The 16,085-nt window shown below is 58.8% G+C and carries 11 protein-coding genes; 8 read left to right on the top strand and 3 right to left on the bottom strand.

Translation table 11 applies throughout. From position 1 onward, the window contains the following. Positions 1–15: 15 nt before the first annotated feature. Both IMCC20628_RS10750 and IMCC20628_RS25105 read right to left on the bottom strand, forming a co-directional pair. On the bottom strand, positions 16–1,815 hold the full coding sequence (locus tag IMCC20628_RS10750; protein ID WP_047030215.1) for an IlvD/Edd family dehydratase: 1,800 nt from the start codon (positions 1,813–1,815) through the stop codon (positions 16–18). A 287-nt stretch (positions 1,816–2,102) separates the two neighbouring features. Then, entirely contained in the window at positions 2,103–2,867 is a 765-nt protein-coding gene (locus IMCC20628_RS25105) for a DeoR/GlpR family DNA-binding transcription regulator (RefSeq protein ID WP_197078436.1), read from the bottom strand. A gap of 121 nt (positions 2,868–2,988) precedes the next feature. Between IMCC20628_RS25105 and IMCC20628_RS10740 the strand changes: the two genes are divergently transcribed. Continuing rightward, complete coding sequence (locus IMCC20628_RS10740) at positions 2,989–5,412, top strand: FAD-dependent oxidoreductase (protein ID WP_047030214.1); 2,424 nt, start codon at positions 2,989–2,991, stop codon at positions 5,410–5,412. Positions 5,413–5,418: 6 nt separating this feature from the next. Here IMCC20628_RS10740 and IMCC20628_RS10735 read toward each other — a convergent pair whose 3' ends face one another. Next, a complete protein-coding gene (locus IMCC20628_RS10735; protein WP_047030213.1) occupies positions 5,419–6,294 on the bottom strand; it encodes a LysR substrate-binding domain-containing protein in 876 nt (291 codons plus the stop codon). A gap of 118 nt (positions 6,295–6,412) precedes the next feature. Here IMCC20628_RS10735 and IMCC20628_RS10730 point away from each other — a divergent pair, with 118 nt between their 5' ends. The 7 genes from IMCC20628_RS10730 to IMCC20628_RS10700 all read left to right on the top strand — a co-directional run bounded on the left by IMCC20628_RS10730 (position 6,413) and on the right by IMCC20628_RS10700 (position 16,051). After that, positions 6,413–8,077, top strand: a complete 1,665-nt coding sequence (locus IMCC20628_RS10730; protein ID WP_047030212.1) for a Na/Pi cotransporter family protein — start codon at positions 6,413–6,415, stop codon at positions 8,075–8,077. A gap of 115 nt (positions 8,078–8,192) precedes the next feature. Beyond that, the gene (locus tag IMCC20628_RS10725) at positions 8,193–9,383 is read left to right on the top strand and encodes a 2-aminoethylphosphonate--pyruvate transaminase (RefSeq protein WP_047030211.1); all 1,191 of its coding nucleotides are present in this window, start codon (positions 8,193–8,195) and stop codon (positions 9,381–9,383) included. A 49-nt stretch (positions 9,384–9,432) separates the two neighbouring features. Next, a complete protein-coding gene (gene phnA / locus IMCC20628_RS10720) occupies positions 9,433–10,683 on the top strand; it encodes a phosphonoacetate hydrolase (RefSeq protein WP_047032466.1) in 1,251 nt (416 codons plus the stop codon). Between the two features lie 12 nt (positions 10,684–10,695). After that, positions 10,696–12,177, top strand: coding sequence for a phosphonoacetaldehyde dehydrogenase (gene phnY / locus IMCC20628_RS10715; protein WP_047030210.1), 1,482 nt, complete (start codon positions 10,696–10,698; stop codon positions 12,175–12,177). Between the two features lie 153 nt (positions 12,178–12,330). Further along, complete coding sequence (locus IMCC20628_RS10710) at positions 12,331–13,683, top strand: aspartate aminotransferase family protein (protein ID WP_047030209.1); 1,353 nt, start codon at positions 12,331–12,333, stop codon at positions 13,681–13,683. Positions 13,684–13,686: 3 nt separating this feature from the next. Further along, the gene (locus IMCC20628_RS10705) at positions 13,687–14,697 is read left to right on the top strand and encodes a C-terminal binding protein (RefSeq protein ID WP_047030208.1); all 1,011 of its coding nucleotides are present in this window, start codon (positions 13,687–13,689) and stop codon (positions 14,695–14,697) included. A 340-nt stretch (positions 14,698–15,037) separates the two neighbouring features. After that, positions 15,038–16,051, top strand: a complete 1,014-nt coding sequence (locus IMCC20628_RS10700; RefSeq protein ID WP_047030207.1) for a putative 2-aminoethylphosphonate ABC transporter substrate-binding protein — start codon at positions 15,038–15,040, stop codon at positions 16,049–16,051. Positions 16,052–16,085 lie beyond the last annotated feature (34 nt).

Here is a 16,085-nt window from a genome sequence, read left to right as displayed (position 1 = left end):
AGTTTCCTTCCCGGCTCAGTGGTTGTCGCGCGGACTGTGTTTCTGGGCGACACCCTGGAATTCGTCTGCGCCGCGCAGCACCATGCCTTCCGAGAACGGTTCGGCCAGTTCGCGGAAATATTTCTGCCACGGCGTCTGGCTTTCAGGAATCGGATAGCCGCCGGCCTCCTTGAGGTCGCGCCCGCGTTGTTCCCACTCGTCCTGGGGCACAAGCGCATCAACCCGGAAGGTGCGCAGATCGATGCGGATCCTGTCGCCATTGCGCAGCAGCGCCAGCCCGCCACCGGCGGCGGCTTCAGGCGATGCATTGAGAATCGACGGCGAAGCCGAGGTGCCTGATTGGCGCCCGTCGCCGATGCAGGGCAGGGCAGTGATGCCCTGTTTCAGCAGATAGCTTGGCGGCCGCATGTTGACCACTTCGGCGCCGCCGGGATAGCCCAGCGGACCGGTGCCGCGCATGACCAGGATCGAATTTTCATCAATCGAAAGGCTCGGGTCATCAATCATCTTGTTATAGTGCTCCGGCCCGTCGAACACGATGGCAGAGCCTTCAAAAGCCTCCATGTCCTCCGCATTTGACAGATAGCGCTGTCTGAAGGCGTCGGAAATCACCGAGGTTTTCATGATCGCGCTGTCAAACAGATTGCCCTTCAGATTCAGGAACCCGGCTTCATTGACGAGCGCGTTCGAGATCGGTCGGATGACATCGGCATTCTCGCTTTCGCGATCCTTGCAATTGTCACCGATGCTGCGGCCATTGACGGTGAGTGCGCCCGGATGCGGCAGCAAATTGGCGCGCATCAGCTCTGCCACAACGGCGGGAACGCCGCCGGCCCGGTGAAAGTCTTCACCCAGATATTCGCCGGCCGGCTGCAGATTGGTAAGCAATGGAACCCGGTGCCCGAGCGCCTGCCAATCGTCATTTGTGACGCTGACGCCGATATGCTTGGCGACGGCGACAACGTGAATTGGCGCATTGGTCGAGCCGCCAATTGCGGAGTTCACCACGATGACATTTTCGAATGCCTCGCGGGTCATGATGTCGGATGGCTTGAGGTCTTCGTGCACCATGTCGACGATGCGTTTGCCGGTGGCATAGGCCATCTGGCCGCGTTCGCGGTAGGGCGCGGGGATTGCGGCTGAGCCCGGCAACTGCATACCCAGCGCTTCCGCCAGCGAATTCATTGTCGAAGCCGTTCCCATAGTGTTGCAATAGCCAACCGATGGCGCCGAGGATGTCACCAGTTCGGCAAACTGCTCGTCATCGATCTTGCCTTCGGCGTGGAGTTCGCGCGCTTTCCAGACAACTGTGCCCGATCCGGTACGCTCGCCGCGGAAATAGCCGTTCAGCATCGGTCCAACGGAAAAGGCGATGGCCGGAATGTTCACCGTCGCCGCCGCCATCAGCAGCGCAGGGGTTGTCTTGTCGCAACCGATGGTCAGCACCACGCCGTCGAGCGGATAGCCGTAGAGCGATTCCACCAGCCCCAGATAGGCCAGGTTGCGATCGAGCATCGCTGTCGGACGTTTGCCGGTTTCCTGGATCGGATGCACCGGTACTTCCAGCGGCACGCCGCCATTGGCAATGATGCCATCGCGGATCCGCTTGGCAAGCTCGATGTGGTGCCGGTTGCACGGCGACAGGTCAGATCCGGTCTGGGCGATGGCGATGATCGGCTTGCCCGACTGCAACTCATCGCGCGTCAGGCCGTAATTGACATAGCGTTCGACATAGAGCGCCGTCATTTCACGGTTTTCCGGGTTGTCAAACCAGAGCTGGGAACGCAGCGAAGTGGGTTTACCTTTGTCGGACATCTAGGTCTCCAATACCGTTTGGTTTGCACTTGTCATTGCATAGTCGCCTAGCAATCGTCCAGCGGGAGATAGTCCGTAACGCTTGGAAAGGCTGGCAGAGTAATCAGCTCTGGATCTTGATATTCCCTAAATGGATGATTGGTTCGAAAAAGGTTTTTTGGCGATGGATGCAGCCAGCGTGAGGCCACCATCCGAAATCAAAGCCCGGACATGATTGACCAGTCGATCACTGTCGATGAGTGTGAGCCATCAAATTCGGTTTTGCCCGCCGCTGCAAAAGCTGCTGATCACATCTGGCGTGGCAGGATCAAGCCAAGCTCATACTCATTCAGACGTTGCGCGATGCCGGTGTCCGGCGCGATGTCGCAAATCACGGCGCGGGTCTGCGCCATCGGCTTCCACCGAAGTGGCGCATTGCGCCCGAATTTCGTCTGATCTGCCAGATAATAGGCGTCTGTTGCGGCATGGATCATCGACTGGCGAAGCGCCAGACCGGTACGGTCGAAATCGGTCAGCCCATGCGATGCGCTGAGCCCGCCAAGGCTGACAAAGGCCAGGTCGGTGGCATATCCTTGCACCATCTCGATCGCGTCTTGACCACCGAGCGTGCGCTCGGTGGCATCGAGCCGTCCGCCGAGCAGCGTCACCTCCGCCACCTGCATCAGTTCAAAGGCGATGGCGATATCATTGGTCCAGATTCTCAGCCCGGAGCGGCCACGTAGCCGCTTGGCGATCTCCAAGGTCGTCGAGCCGGAATCGAGGATTACACGTGCACCATCGGGAACCATCGCGGCGGCTTCGGCTGCAATCAACGCCTTGCCTAGCGGGTTTGCCGACAAACGCTCCGCAAGCTCGGGTTCGCGCGCCCCGATCGCCACCGCACCGCCGCGCACCAGTTGCAACAGATTGCGGTCCGAGAGGTGCGCCAGATCCGTGCGGATGGTTTCTCGCGTCACGTCAAGCAGCGCAGCAAGCTCGGTGGTGCGCGCGCCTTCATGCTGCTCAAGATGTTGCAGGATCAACGCATGACGCCTGAAGGGAAGTTCCGACATGCTCATTTCTTTCCGGCGCAGTCCGCCAACAGCAAAACTGATATGCCAATAAATTAAAATATTTTCCAAATATTGCCAAATCTGGGTAGCCTTGTCAAAACTTGAGGGAGTACCCAAAGCTATGACCAGCACCAATCTGCCCAGCCATGCCCGCGTCGTTATCATTGGAGGCGGGGTGATTGGCACATCCGTCGCCTATCATCTGGCAAAACTCGGCATCACCGACGTGGTGCTGCTCGAGCAGGGTCAATTGTCGTCGGGCACGACCTGGCATGCTGCCGGATTGGTCGGGCAATTGCGCAGCCATTCGGTGATGACCTCGCTGATCCAGTATTCGACAAAACTCTATGCCGAATTGAGCGCTGAGACCGGACTTGAAACCGGCTGGAAGCAATGCGGATCGCTGTCGGTGGCACGCACGAAGGAACGGATGATCCAGTTGAAGCGCACCGTTGCCTCGGCCCGGTCGCAGGGCGTTGAGGTGGAATTGCTGACGGCGGAGGAGGCCGGGTCGATGTGGCCGCCAATGGCAACTGACGATCTCGAGGGCGGCATCTGGTTGCCCGGCGACGGCAAGGCCAATCCGACCGATCTCACACAGTCTCTGGCCAAGGGCGCCCGGATGGGCGGCGCCCAAGTATTTGAAGGCATTCGGGTGACGGGGATCACCACCGAAAAAGGCCGCGTCATCGGCGTTGAAACCGAACAGGGGGCAATCACCGCGGAGATTGTCGTCAACTGCGCCGGGCAATGGGCCCGCAAGATTGGACTGATGTGCGGCGTTTCCGTGCCGATGCACTCAGCCGAACACATGTACATCGTCACCGGCAAGGTCGACGGCGTCCATCCCGACCTGCCGGTGATGCGCGACCCTGACGGCTTCATCTACTTCAAGGAAGAGGTCGGTGGTCTGGCGATGGGCGGTTTTGAACCCTCAGCCAAGCCCTGGGGGATGGATGGAATTCCCGATGACTTTGCTTTCCAGTTGCTCGAAGACGACTGGGATCAGTTCGAAATTCTCATGGAGAACGCGCTGGTTCGGGTCCCGGCCCTGGACCGTGCCGAAGTGAAGAAATTCTACAATGGACCGGAGAGCTTTACCCCGGACAACAATTTCCTGCTGGGGGAAGCGCCGGAGTTGAAAAACTTCTATGTCGGGGCCGGCTTCAACTCGATGGGCATTGCCAGCGCTGGCGGCGCCGGCAAGGCGTTGGCCGAGTGGATCGCAAACGGCGCGCCGACGATGGACTTGTGGCCGGTCGACATCCGCCGTTTTGCCGGCTTCAACAACAACCCGACCTTTCTGCATGACCGGGTCAAGGAAACCCTCGGCCTGCACTACGCCATGCCCTGGCCCAATCTGGAACTGGAATCGGCCCGGCCTTTCCGCCGCTCGCCGCTGTACTCGATTTTTGCCGCCAAGGGAGCAGTCTGGGGCTCGAAAATGGGCTGGGAACGCGTCAACTATTTTGCTCCCGAAGGCGAGGTGGCCCGTATCGACTATTCCTTCGGGCGCCAGAACTGGCACGAGGCTGTGGCCACAGAGCATCATGCCGTGCGCAACAATGTTGCGATGTTCGACCTGAGTTCGTTTTCCAAGCTGATGGTCGAAGGACGCGACGCGCTTGCCGTTCTGAATCGCATCTGCGCTGCAGACCTTGATCGCCCGATAGGTTCCTCGGTCTACACCGGGCTGTTGAACCCACGCGGCGGCTATGAAAGCGATCTCACCGTATTCCGCCTTGCCGAGCAGAAATTCATGGTGGTCACCGGCTCGGCGCAAACCGTCCATGATGCCGACTGGATCCGCAAGAACACCCCGGACGACGCCGATGTCTGGATTTCCGATGTCACCAATGCCTGGTCAGTTCTGGCGGTGATGGGGCCAAAATCGCGGGAGCTATTGCAGAAACTCAGCAGCGCCGATCTGTCAGAAGATACCTTTGCCTTCGCCACCGTGCGGGAAATCGACCTTGGTTACGCCACGGTGCTCGCCAACCGGATGAGCTATGTCGGGGAACTGGGCTGGGAGTTGTTCGTTCCGGTCGAATTCACTGTCGGCGTCTACGAAGCCTTGCACAGCACCGACATGGGGCTGATCGACGTCGGTTACTACGCGCTTGAGGGCCTTCGCATCGAAAAGGGTTACCGGGCCTGGGGCAGGGAACTGACCCCGGACATCACTCCGCTGGAGGCCGGTCTCGGCTTTGCCGTCGACTACGACAAGCCCGATGGCTTCATCGGCAGGGAAGCACTGGTGGCAGCCCGCGCGGCGGGCGGCTTGCATCAGAAAATCGTGCAGGTCAGTCTCGATGATCCGGCACCGCAATTGTGGGGCGGCGAGTTGCTGCTGCGCAATGGTGAGCCGGTCGGCAAGGTCATGTCAGCGGCCCATGGTCATACGCTCGATCGCCCCGTGGCGCTGTGCCGGATTGAAGAGCCGGACCAGCCAATTGATCGCGCCTATCTCACCGAAGGTAGCTATGCAATTGATCTGGCGGGAGACGTGTTTGCAGCGCGGCTACATCTCAAACCGGCGGTTTGAGCGAGCTCAGGCTGGTTTGGCGAGGTCCTGGGCAATTTCCAGAAACGCGCTGACCAGCTTGCCGCCGCGCCGCTCGCGCAGGCAGATCAGCGTTTCCTCCATAACCATGTTTTCATTGCTCTCCAGCGGGATGCGGACCAGCCGTGGATCTTCGCCAAATTCGGCCACCGACACGAAGCCTACGCCGACACCGGAAGCGACAATCTCGCGCACGGCTTCACGGCCTTCGGCGACGATGGAGGCGGTGTATTCAAACCCGGCCAGTGCTGCTTGCTCTTCGAACTTCTTGCGGGTTCGGGAGCCGCGCTCTCGCATCACCAAAGGAAGATCCGTCAAATCCTTGAAGCTGAGGAACTTTTTGGCAGAAAGCGGATGGCCGGCGGCAACGAATGCGGTAATCGGTGTGGCATTCAGCAGGATTGTTTCGAACTCGCGGCTCTGGGGTATTTCACCAAGAACGCCGATATCCGCCTCATAGCTGAACAGGTTTTCAATCACGCTTTCCGAATTGCCGCCCCGGATAGTCACGCCGACGCCAGGATATTTCCTCTGGAACTCGGCGACGATTTTAAGCACATGCACAGCGCTGTCGGCAATGATCCGCAAGGTTCCAGCACGCATCACGCGGCTTTCCGACAGGAGCTCACGCGCCTGATTTTCATTTTCGAAAAACCGACGGGTGATGTCCAGCAACCGCTCGCCTGCTGGCGTCAGCGTGACCTGTTTCTTGTGGCGGTTGAACAAAAGGATGTCATATTCTTCTTCCAGCTTGCGAACCTGGTCGGAAATTGCCGGCTGTGTCAGAAACAGCTCTTCTGCTGCACGCGAAAAGCCGCCGCAAATCGCGACGAAGTGAAAGGCACGTAACTGGACGTAGCGCATAAGGAACCGTATAAGATAGCTTCAAGTTATATAACCATCAAAACTAACGATTTGTTTTATGGAAGGCAAGGGTGCTCAATTGCCGATTGCCTTCAGCAAATGAATCCATGAGGTCATAATGTTACCAGTCGCATTCCTGATGCATCTTGCCGGCGCTATCATGCTTTTGCTCTGGGCCGTCCGCATGGTGCGGACCGGCGTGGAGCGGGCGCACGGTACCCGGTTGAAATCGGCATTGCGCGATGCGCGTGGCGGCAACATGCAGATGGCTGCCGCAGGGACAATCCTCGCCATCGTGTTGCAAAGCTCCACGGCCGTGGGCGTTCTGGCCGCAGGATTCGCAACCAGTGGCATTCTTACCGTCAGTTCCGGGATTGCAGCACTTCTGGGCGCCGATCTCGGGTCCGCGCTGGTCGTCAAGATCCTGTCGTTCAATCTTAGCGGGCTTATCCCGATTCTGCTGCTCGTCGGCGCCACGATGTTTTTGAAGTTCGAGGCCCGCACGGTCCGCCAGTCCGGGCGCATCGTGCTGGGTATCGCTTTCATCCTGCTGTCGCTGAAAATGGTTGGCGAGGCCACAGAACCGTTGCGTGACAGCGCCGCATTGCCCGGCCTGATCGGCTATCTGAAGGGTGATCCGCTGACCGCATTCGTGGTTGCTGCCGTCATCGCCTGGGTGGTGCATTCCTCGGTGGCCACGGTGCTGCTGTTTGTAACCTTCGCGGCCAGCGATCTTCTGCCGCTTGAGGTGGCGCTGCCGATGGTGCTCGGCGCCAATGTCGGCGGTGGTGTGATCGCAGTCTGGCTGACCCGCGGCATGGAGATCGAGGCGCGCCGAATCCCGCTGGGTAACCTGATCTTCCGAGGCACGGCGGCGCTACTGGGTCTCGCTGCCCTGCAGGTCATCGATGTGCCGATGGGTTATCTCGGCGGCACCGAAGCAGTGCAACTTGTCAATTTTCACTTGGCCTTCAACCTGGCTCTGGTGTTGATTGCGATTCCGCTGGTTCGGCCGATGGAAAGGCTCACAGCGGTGCTGCTTCCTGTTCCAGTCGCGGAAATTGATCCGGTGGCGACCGATGCGATTGCCAGCATGCTTCAGCGCGGTCCGGCACTTTTGCCCAGCGTTGCCCTGGCCAGCGCCAAGCGCGAACTCCTGCGCATGGGAGAAACCGTGTGCGCCATGTACCGGCCGGTGATGGAATTGATGGATGGAGGCAATCTTGAGCAGATCGAGCGCGTTCGCAAGATCGACGATCAGGTCAATCGCATGCACACCGACATCAAGCTTTTCATTGCCGAGGTAAACCGCGGCAAACTCTCGGATCGGGAAATCCGGCAGGGGGTCGAACTAACCGATTTCTCGATCAATCTCGAGCATATCGGCGATATCATCGCCAAGAGCCTTCTGGCTCTGGCCAAGGAGCGGTCTCAGACAAATCTGCATTTTTCACCGGAAGGCTGGGCCGAAATGTGCAATCTTCATGCCCGCGTCGAAACCAATTTTCAGCTTGCGCTCAACGTGCTCGTCTCCGGCGACACCGAAAGCGCCCGCGAGCTGGTCAAGGAAAAGGAAACGATGCGGCAGCTCGAGCGCGACAGCCATGACCGGCATCTTGCCCGTCTTCGCGAAGGCCATTCGGACAGCATCAACACCTCCAACATCCATCTTGAAACTGTCCGCGCGCTGAAGGAGATCAATTCACTTCTTGTCACCGTTGCGTATCCGATCCTGACCGAGAGCGGCCAACTGCTGCAAAGCCGATTGGCGCAGCCGGCCTGACAGTGCAAAAATCAAAGAAAAACTTATCAAGGAATACAAAATAACGATTTTACATATATTACGTCGGATGGGAAACCTTGGGTCAAGACCGAAACTCTGACAGCAAGGAAATCCGATGTCGATCGTGCAATCAGAAGCTTTCGCCGATCCCGTGATGGGAGAACCTTTCCTTCTTACGCCTGGCCCATTGACCACTGCCTACAGCGTCAAAGAGATGATGCTGCGTGACTGGGGCTCCTGGGATGGCGATTTTCGCGCCATGACCAAGTCGCTGTGTGATCAACTGGTGGCGTTGGCGGGCGACACCAGGGATGAGTTTGCCTGCGTGCCGATGCAGGGCTCGGGCAGTTTTTGCGTCGAGGCGCTGCTTGGAACCTTCGTTCCACGTGATGGCAAGGTGCTGGTGCTGGCCAACGGCGCCTATGGGCTTCGCGCCGCCGAAACCATGCGCTATCTCGGTCGTGCCTTTACGCTGATCGACAAGGGCGACTACATGCCGCCGCGCGGTGACGAAGTTGCCGCAGCACTCGATGCCGATCCGGCCATCACCCATGTCATCGCCATTCACTGTGAAACTTCGTCGGGTATCCTCAATCCGATCGCCGAAATCTCCAAGGCCACCTATGCCCGTGGCCGCAAGCTGCTGGTCGATTCAATGAGCGCTTTTGGCGCCATTGATCTTGATGTCAACACGATCCGCTATGAGGCAATGGTGTCCTCGGCCAACAAGTGTATTGAAGGCGTGCCCGGTTTTGGCTTTGTCATTGCCCGCAAGGCTGAACTTGAAGCCTGCAAGGGCAACAGCCATTCGCTGGTGCTCGATGTTCATGCGCAATGGGCCAATATGGTCAAGACCGGCCAGTGGCGCTATACGCCGCCGACCCATGTGGTAGCGGCGTTTCTCGAGGCGTTGAGGATCCATGCAGCCGAAGGCGGCGTGGCAGGCAGGGGCGAACGCTACATTCGCAACCGTGATGTCATGGTCGGCGGAATGCGTGAACTGGGCTTTGAAACATTGCTCAAAGATCGCTGGCTATCCCCAATCATTGTCACGTTTTTCTGTCCGGAAGATCCGAATTTCGTCTTTACGACATTCTATGAATTGATGAAGCAAAAGGGCTTCATCATCTATCCTGGCAAACTCACCGTGGTGGAAAGCTTCCGTGTCGGCTGCATTGGCCGGATGGATGAACACATCATGCGACGCGTGGTCAGTGCCGCCGCGGAGTCGCTTGCGGAAATGAACGTTGCTTCCGCCGCTCCACCAGCCGCTGCCATTGCCGAACGCGCCAAGCTCGGCGCCTGAACCGGCACATGTTCTCAAATATTCAGACGATCCAATTGAAGGACCCGAAATGACAAACCCCACCCATGCTCCCGTTACGGCAAATGACCGAGTCTACCCCTGGCCGAAAGTGACGGCCATTGCGATTTGCCTCGATGGCTGCGAGCCGGAATATCTGACACAGGCGATCAAGGCAGGCCTGATGCCGACCTTGAAGCGGATGCGCGAGACCGGCACCGACCGGCTGGCCCACTCGGTCATCCCGAGCTTCACCAATCCCAATAATCTGTCGATTGCAACCGGTCGCCCGCCGATCGTTCACGGCATCTGCGGCAACTATCTCTACGAGCCCGAAACCGGCGAAGAGGTAATGATGAACGATGTGCGCTTCCTGCGCGCGCCGACCGTTTTCTCGCAATTCTACAATGCCGGTGCCCGGGTTGCCATTGTCACCGCCAAGGACAAGCTCCGCGCCCTGCTCGGCGCCGGGCTGAAGTTTGATGACGACCGCGCCAAATGTTTCTCCGCCGAGAAGTCCGACACCTCAACCACTGCCGAGCATGGCCAGGAAGCAGCCTCCAAATGGCTTGGCATGCCGCAGCCGGAAGTCTATTCGGCTGAGCTTTCGGAGTTTGTCTTTGCCGCCGGCGTCAAGCTGATGGCTGAATGGAAGCCGGACGTGATGTATCTCACCACCACCGACTATGTTCAGCACAAATACGCCCCTGAACAGCCCGAAGCGCAGAGCTTCTACAAGATGTTCGACAAATATCTCACCCAGCTCGACGCCATGGGAGCTGCCATTGTGGTCACTGCGGATCACGGCATGAAGCCCAAGCACCTGGCCGATGGCTCACCCGCCGTGATCTATGTTCAGGATTTGCTCGACACATGGCTCGGCGAGGCCGCGGCCCGGCTGATCTTGCCGATCACCGACCCCTATGTGGTTCACCACGGCGCACTCGGGTCGTTCGCCACGGCCTATTTGCCAAAGGGCGCCGATCAGGCCGATATCATTGCCAGGCTGAAAGCCATCGACGGCATCACCCATGTGCTGACAAGGGAAGAGGCAGTTGAACGGTTTGAACTGCCCGGCGACCGGATCGGCGACATTGTTCTGGTCTCCGGCGAAAATGTCACCATCGGCACATCAGCCCACCGCCACGATCTCGCAGCGCTCAACGAACCGCTGCGGAGCCATGGCGGTTTGACCGAACAGGAAGTGCCTTTCATCGTCAATCGCGTCATCGATCTGCCAAGCCAGCCGGTCTTGCGCAATTTCGATGCCTTCTTCTACGCCACCACTGCGGCAGCGCTCTGAAAGGACCATCCCATGAACGCCAGTGCCCCAGTCTATGATCCGCGCACCCGCAAGCGGGAAATCCGCCATGAAGGCATGCGCATCGGTGGCGAGAAGGTTTTCACCGATGCGGTGGTCGAGGTTCACTACCCCTATACTGATGAGATGATCGGCACGGTTCCCGCCGGGCAGGCCGAGCATGCCCGGCGCGCTTTCTCGATCGCCGCCGCCTACAAGCCAAAACTGTCGCGGTACGAGCGTCAGCAGATCCTGTTTCGCACAGCCGAGCTGATCAGGGAGCGCCGGGAAGAGCTGGCTTACTGGCTGGTGCTGGAGCTCGGAATCTGCTGGCAGCATGCGCTCTATGAGACCGGGCGCGCCTATGACGTGTTCAGTCTGGCCGGACAAATGGCCATTCTGGATGATGGTCAGATCTTTTCCTGCGATCTCACCCCCCAGGGCAAGGAACGCAAGATCTTCACTCTGCGTGAACCGGTCGGAGCAATATCGGCGATCACGCCGTTCAACCATCCGCTCAACATGGTCAGCCACAAGATCGCCCCGGCGATCGCAACCAACAACTGCGTGGTCTGCAAGCCGACCGAACTGACACCGCTGACGGCAATCGCTCTGGCTGACATCCTTTATGAGGCCGGACTGCCGCACGAGATGTTCCAGGTGGTGACCGGTTGGCCGAAGGATATCGGTGACGAGATGATCACCAACCCCGATATCGACATCATCACCTTCACCGGCGGCGTGCCGGTGGGCAAGATGATTGCCTCCAAGGCCGGCTACAAACGCTGTGCTTTGGAACTTGGCGGTAACGACCCGTTGATCATTCTCAACGACCTCTCTGATGCTGATCTGGAAAAAGCGGCAACTATCGCGGTTGCCGGAGCTACAGGAAATTCCGGCCAGCGCTGCACGGCGGTCAAGCGCATATTGGTGCAGGAAAGCGTCGCCGACCGGTTTGTGCCGTTGGTGCTGGAGAAAGCCAAAAAACTGCGCTTTGGTGATCCGATGGATCCCGAGACACAATTGGGCTGTGTGGTTCACGCCAAGGCGGCGGAGACTTTTGAAAACCGGGTCCATGATGCCGAGGCCCAAGGCGCCAAGGTCCTCTATCACCCGGGCCGTCAGGGCGCGTTGCTGCCACCCATAGTCGTCGACCATGTGCCGCACGGGTCGGAACTGGTGATGGAAGAAACATTCGGCCCGATCATTCCGATCGTTCGCGTACCCGACAATGACATCGAGGTGATGGCGATCTCCAACAGCACCCAGTTCGGCCTGTCCTCGGGCGTTTGCACCAATGATCTCAACAGGGCGATTGCCTTCGTCAATGGGCTGGAGGTAGGCACCGTCAACATCTGGGAGCAGCCGGGATACCGCATTGAAATGTCACCCTTCGGCGGGATCAAGGACAGCGGCAATGCAGTCAAGGAGGGCGTGCTGGAGGCGATGAAGTTCTTCACCAACGTCAAGACGTACTCGTTGCCCTGGCCGCGATGAAGCATGGTTCGTTCGCCGTGTCGGCGGCAGGATTGTGATTCAAAAACAACAAGCTGGAGCGTCATCCGGATTCGATCATACAGGCGCTTAATGTAACAATATCGACTGCATTCACGCGGCTTTCGGGTCGCGGTTTCACCTGAAGGGCCCGCGATGAAGATCACCCACACCGAAGGCGAATCCAACACATCGGCTGCCCGGCGCGCATGGGCCGCAAAGCACCCCGACACTGCGACGCGCGATCTGTTGAAACGTGACGCCGACGCCTTTCTGCATCAAAGCCTGTCGAGCCCTTGTGTCTCGACCATCGCAAAGGCGGAAGGTATCTGGATTGAGGATACGGCTGGCCGGCGCTACATGGATTTTCACGGCAACTCGGTGCACCACATTGGTTACGCCCATCCACGGCTGATTGCCGCCATCAAGGACCAGCTCGATCAGCTGTCCTTTGCGCCGCGCCGGTTCACCAATGAGCCCGCCGTGGACTTGGCCGAAAAGCTCGGGCAAATCGCACCCGGTGACCTGAACAAGGTGCTGTTCACCACCGGCGGGTCCGACGCCAACGAGGTTGCACTCAAGATCGCCCGCGCCGCCACCGGACGCTTCAAGACCGTGTCCTTCTGGGATGCGTTTCACGGCGCAGGCATGGGCGCTGCCAGCGTTGGCGGCGAGGCGACCTTTCGCAGTCATATCGCCGGGCCGCTGATGGCCGGCACCGAACATGTCGCCCCCTTTGCCTGCTACCGCTGCCCCTACAATCATGCCGGCCCCGAGACATGCGGGCTGGCCTGCGCCGGGATGGTCGACTACGTGCTGGGCCGCGAGGGCGATGTTGCCGCTGTGATTGCCGAACCGATGCGTGCGGTTCCCACCGTGCCGCCGCCGGGGTTCTGGAAATCGGTGCGCGAAGCCTGCAACCGCCACGGCGCGCTTTTGATCATGGACGAAATTCCCACCGGGCTCGGCAAGACCGGGCGCATGTTCGCCTTCGAGCATGACGAGGTCATTCCCGATATTGTCACGATGGGCAAGGCGTTGGGCGGTGGCATTCTGCCCATCGCCGCGGTGGTGGCGCGCCATGATCTCGACGTCTGCGGCGATTTCGCCATCGGCCACTACACCCATGAGAAAAACCCGGTGACGGCCCGCGCCGCCTTGACCACCATCCAGATCATCGAGGATGAGGGTCTGGTCGAGCGCTCCGCCGAACTCGGCGCCTACGCCCTGAACCGGCTCAGGGAGTTTGCGCCGAAAAGTCCGTTCGTTGGGGATGTTAGGGGCAGGGGCCTGATGTTCGGGGTCGAGATCGTCGACGACCGGAAGACGCGGGCCGAAGGGCGTGACCGCGCCGAGCGAATTTATTACCGCTGCCTTGAGGCTGGGTTGAGTTTCAAGATCAGCGCCGGCTGTGTGCTGACGCTGTCGCCGCCGCTGACGATTGCTCGGCAGGATCTGGACCGGGCGCTGGATATTGTCGAGACGGCAATTCTGGCAGAAGTGGCATAGCGGATGAAAATCGTCAGGACCGACAGTGAACTGCAACTGCCACATGTGGATGCCACACTGCGTGATGAGGGCCATGATCTGGTCCTGCTGCCCGACGGGGTGAGCGAGGCGGAACTGGCGGACGCGGTGCGTGACGCCGATCTCGTTTTGATGTGCTACACGCCGATCACCCGGCGCATTCTGGATTCGGCACCCCGGTTGAAGGGCATCGTCAAATACGGCGTGGGCATTGATGCAATCGATATCCCTGCCGCCATCGAACGCGGTGTTCCCGTGGTCAATATCCCGGAATATGCCGAGGAAACCGTCGCCGAAGGTGCATTCGCGCTGATGATTGCCCTGGCCAAGAAGCTGCAGCCGCTGGGACGGGTGATGCAACGCGATGGCTGGGCTTGGCCCGAACAGCGCTGGCTGGGCTCCGATATTGCCGGCAAAACCGTTGGCATTGTCGGACTTGGCAAAATTGGCAGAAGCGTCGCCCGGATGGCCGGGGCCGGCTTCCGGGCCAATGTCATTGCCTACAATCCGGATATGTCAGAAGCCAGAATTCAGGCAGCGGGCGCCTCAAAACGGGATGATCTGCAGCAACTGCTTTCGGAAAGCGATTTTGTATCGCTTCACTGCACCCTTAACGAGACCACCCGGGGGCTGATCGGCGAGGCGGAGCTCAATGCGATGAAGCCAACCGCCTATCTGATCAACACCTCACGCGGCGCACTTGTCGATGAGGCGGCATTGCTGCGGGCACTGGAGGCAGGGTGGATCGCCGGGGCGGGGCTTGATGTCTTTGCCAACGAGCCTTTGAAGCGTTCCGGTCACCCGCTGAGCCGGCTGTTCGAGCTTGATCAGGTGATCATGTCCCCGCACCTGACTTTTTATACGAAGGAAGCCATGCAACGGTTGGAGTATGAAACACTGGAACGGTGCGCAGAAGTGGTTTCCGGCAAGCCGGTCTATGTCAAATCGCATGACCCCAGATTGAGAGCCCAGACGCGTGGAGTGATCTTTGGCTGACCAGACAGCATATCCGTAACAGGGTGGGACAGGGCGACTGGTAGCGGCAATGATCACCGCTGCGCCTGTCGCGAGAGACCGTGTGCAACTGTGCCGGAACATGAATATTTTTCAGGGAAGAATCGATGCAATCATAAATTAAATAGATTTTACTTATTGATCGCCGGTTCTCACACTCCAATCCGGATTGGTCCTTAAAAATCTATTCCTGTAGTCCGAGATGGACTAGACTGGAAAAATAACAAGCCAGATAGGGACCTGTCGGAGGAATTTATCAAAGCAAAAACTGGAACAAAAACAACGCTGCAAGTTCATAAAAAAGGGGAATAAAATGACTATAATGAACCGCTTGTATCTCACTGCCGCAATCTCGGCGCTGTGCACCACCATGGCACTCGCCGAAACTGAGTTGACCGTTTACACCGCTGTCGAGGCGGAAGACCTGGCCCGTTACGCTGAAACCTTCAATCAGGAACACCCTGACATCAAGGTCAATTGGGTTCGCGATTCAACTGGAGTTATCACCGCCAAGCTGCTGGCCGAAAAGAACAATCCGCAGGCCGACATGGTCTGGGGTCTTGCCGCCACGTCACTTCTGGTGCTCAAGACAGAAGGCATGCTGGAGCCTTATGCGCCTGCCGGCCTCGACAAGCTTGATCCAAAATTCCGTGATGGCGACAACCCGCCGTCCTGGGTTGGCATGGACGCCTGGGTCGCCTCGGTCTGCTTCAATACGGTTGAAGGTGACAAGCTTGGCTTGACAGCGCCAACCAGCTGGATGGATCTCACCAAGCCGGAATATGCCGGTCATGTTGTGATGCCAAATCCGGCGTCCTCAGGCACCGGCTTCCTGGACGTCTCCTCCTGGCTGCAGATCTTCGGTGAAGATGAGGGCTGGGCATTTATGGACGGGCTGCACAACAACATTGCCGCCTACACCCATTCGGGCTCGAAGCCGTGCAAGATGGCAGCCTCCGGCGAAACCGTAATCGGCGTGTCTTTTGCCTTCCGCGGCGCCAAGTCCAAGGCTGAAGGCGCTCCGATCGAGATCATCGTTCCGAGCGAAGGCATCGGTTGGGACATGGAAGCCTCTGCGCTGATTGCAGGCACCGCCAATGAAGAAGCCGCCAAGACACTTCTCGATTGGTCGATCACGCCCAAGGCCATGGAAATGTACAATGTCGGCTACGCCGTTGTTGCAATTCCGGGCATTGCCAAGCCGGTGGAATATTTCCCCGAGGGCATCACCGACGCGATGATCGATAACGACTTTGAATGGGCTGCGAACAACCGCTCTGCCATTCTGGAAGAGTGGACAAAGCGCTACGATACAAAGTCTGAACCCAAAGGCTGACCCTTCCGGTTAGCGAGCTCGGAGACGCAGTGCG

The organism is Hoeflea sp. IMCC20628 (assembly GCF_001011155.1).
Classification (GTDB): Bacteria; Pseudomonadota; Alphaproteobacteria; order Rhizobiales; family Rhizobiaceae; genus Hoeflea.
The sequence above is the reverse complement of the archived record's forward strand: the minus strand, read 5'-3'. Positions and strand labels throughout refer to the sequence as shown.

Bases quoted from the DNA above. Each gene is read 5' to 3' on its own strand.
- IMCC20628_RS10740 (WP_047030214.1), top strand. From the start codon at position 2,989: ATGACCAGCACCAATCTGCCCAGCCATGCCCGCGTCGTTATCATTGGA.
- IMCC20628_RS10750 (WP_047030215.1), bottom strand. From the start codon at position 1,815: ATGTCCGACAAAGGTAAACCCACTTCGCTGCGTTCCCAGCTCTGGTTT.
- phnA (WP_047032466.1), top strand. From the start codon at position 9,433: ATGACAAACCCCACCCATGCTCCCGTTACGGCAAATGACCGAGTCTAC.
- phnY (WP_047030210.1), top strand. From the start codon at position 10,696: ATGAACGCCAGTGCCCCAGTCTATGATCCGCGCACCCGCAAGCGGGAA.
- IMCC20628_RS10735 (WP_047030213.1), bottom strand. From the start codon at position 6,294: ATGCGCTACGTCCAGTTACGTGCCTTTCACTTCGTCGCGATTTGCGGC.
- IMCC20628_RS10705 (WP_047030208.1), top strand. From the start codon at position 13,687: ATGAAAATCGTCAGGACCGACAGTGAACTGCAACTGCCACATGTGGAT.
- IMCC20628_RS25105 (WP_197078436.1), bottom strand. From the start codon at position 2,867: ATGTCGGAACTTCCCTTCAGGCGTCATGCGTTGATCCTGCAACATCTT.
- IMCC20628_RS10710 (WP_047030209.1), top strand. From the start codon at position 12,331: ATGAAGATCACCCACACCGAAGGCGAATCCAACACATCGGCTGCCCGG.
- IMCC20628_RS10700 (WP_047030207.1), top strand. From the start codon at position 15,038: ATGAACCGCTTGTATCTCACTGCCGCAATCTCGGCGCTGTGCACCACC.
- IMCC20628_RS10725 (WP_047030211.1), top strand. From the start codon at position 8,193: ATGTCGATCGTGCAATCAGAAGCTTTCGCCGATCCCGTGATGGGAGAA.
- IMCC20628_RS10730 (WP_047030212.1), top strand. From the start codon at position 6,413: ATGTTACCAGTCGCATTCCTGATGCATCTTGCCGGCGCTATCATGCTT.